The 1,687-nt window shown below is 73.6% G+C and carries 2 protein-coding genes; both read left to right on the top strand.

Features of this window, described 5'->3' with window-relative positions:
* Nucleotides 1-591, top strand: a 591-nt coding sequence (locus AB0G02_RS38800) for an anti-sigma factor RsbA family regulatory protein (RefSeq protein ID WP_360805088.1), incomplete at its 5' end; no start/stop codon positions are given.
* A gap of 72 nt (nt 592-663) precedes the next feature.
* A complete protein-coding gene (locus tag AB0G02_RS38795; RefSeq protein WP_360805085.1) occupies nt 664-1,632 on the top strand; it encodes a methanogen output domain 1-containing protein in 969 nt (322 codons plus the stop codon).
* Nucleotides 1,633-1,687: the final 55 nt, after the last annotated feature.

Here is a 1,687-nt window from a genome sequence, read left to right as displayed (position 1 = left end):
CACGAAGCGCTGATCAACGCCGCGTTCACCGGCCGGGACGTCACCATCGTGTGCCCCTACGACACCTCGACGCTGGACGCCACCGCGCTCGCGGACGCCCGGCAGACCCACCCGGTGCTCTGGGAGGACGACCGGCGCTACCGCAGCGACCACTACGCCCCCGGGCACGTCGTGGCCCGCTACAACGCGCCGCTGCCCCACTCCGCCGAGGACGACGGGTTCACGGTGGCGAAGCCCGTCGACGTCTCGGGCGCCCGCGGGTACGCCGCGCACCGCGCCCGCGGTTGCGGGCTGGCCGAGGAGCGGCTGGCCGACCTGGAGCTCATCGCGGGTGAGCTGGTCACCAACAGCCTCGTGCACACCTCCGGCCCGTGCCGGCTCGACGTCTGGGCCGAGGACGGTCACCTGGTGTGCCAGGTCCGCGACGGCGGCCGGTTGACCGACCCGCTGGCCGGACGCCGCCCACCGGAGGCGGGCCGGTCGTCGGGGTTGGGGCTGCTCCTGGTCAACGACCTGGCCGACCTGGTGCGCGTGCACACCGGTCCGGACGGCACGACGGTCCGGGCGCTGATGCACCTGCACCAGCGGTAAGCCGGTCGTCCGCTGACACCTCGTCGTCGGAGTAATACCCTGTTCTCCTGAACGGTCCGCGCACGGCGGCCGATGACCTGGGAAGACGTGCTGCCTGTGGACTGGTTCCTGGACAGACACGACCGGAGGGTGCCGACCGCGCTGCGCCGGGACAACAGGGACTACCTGGCCCGCCACTCGAGCGCCTCGGCCGACCAGCTGGCCGACGCCGAGCTGATCGCGGAGGAGATGCTGGCCAACGCCATCGACCACAGCGACGGCCCGATCTGGGTGTCCCTGGAGTGGTCCGGGCCGCACCCGGTGCTCACCGTGAGGGACATGGGCGCCACGTTCGCCCTGCCCGAGCAGGTCCCCGACACCGCGCAGCACCGCGGTCGGGGGCTCTGGCTGATCTCCCAGCTCGCGCCGGAGTTCAGCGTCGCCGCACGCCGGGTCGGCAAGGCCGTCGAGTCGGTGCTGCCGGTGGCGCGTCCGATCGAGCCGATCGACCCGCCGCGGCACACCGTCAACCCCCTGCCGCACCTGTCCGAGGCCGCTCCCCGCGGCGCTTTCGGCCGGGAGAGCTTCCTGCGCGCGCTGGTCGTGCAGCTGGCGAACGCCGTGGAGGTGCAGCAGGGCCCCGACGCGGCGCAGCGCGCCATCGCCCAGGTCGCCGTCGACATCGGCGGGCAGGTCGAGCTGGAGTACCGGCAGGCCACCGAGATCAGCGGCGCGGCGCTGTCGGCAGAGCAGATCGCGGACTGCGTGGTCCGGCTCAAGACCGCCATCGGCGGGAGCTTCCGGGTGGTGGAGGTGACCGACGAGCGGATCGTGCTGGTCAACGGCCAGTGCCCGTTCGGTCCGGAGGTGCAGCTCTCGCCGTCGCTGTGCCGCATGACCACCTCGGTGTTCGGCGGCATCGCCGCCCGCAACACCGGCCGTGCCGCGGTCACGCTGGAGGAGCGCATCGCTCTGGGCGACCCAGGCTGCCGGGTCGTGATCCACCTCGGTGACGCGGCCGCCAACGCGACCCGCGCCCACCACTACACCGCCGCGCCCTGACCACCGCGGGCACCGGCTCGGCGGGTGCCGGCTCGGCGGGTGCCGGCTCGGCGGG

The sequence above is a fragment of the Actinosynnema sp. NPDC023658 genome (assembly GCF_040639995.1).
Classification (GTDB): Bacteria; Actinomycetota; Actinomycetes; order Mycobacteriales; family Pseudonocardiaceae; genus Actinosynnema.
Note: the sequence above shows the minus strand (reverse complement) of the source record. Positions and strands in the feature narration are given on the sequence as shown.

What these genes read in the sequence shown, in the direction of transcription:
- AB0G02_RS38795 (WP_360805085.1), top strand. Translation starts at nt 664, where the DNA reads ATGACCTGGGAAGACGTGCTGCCTGTGGACTGGTTCCTGGACAGACAC.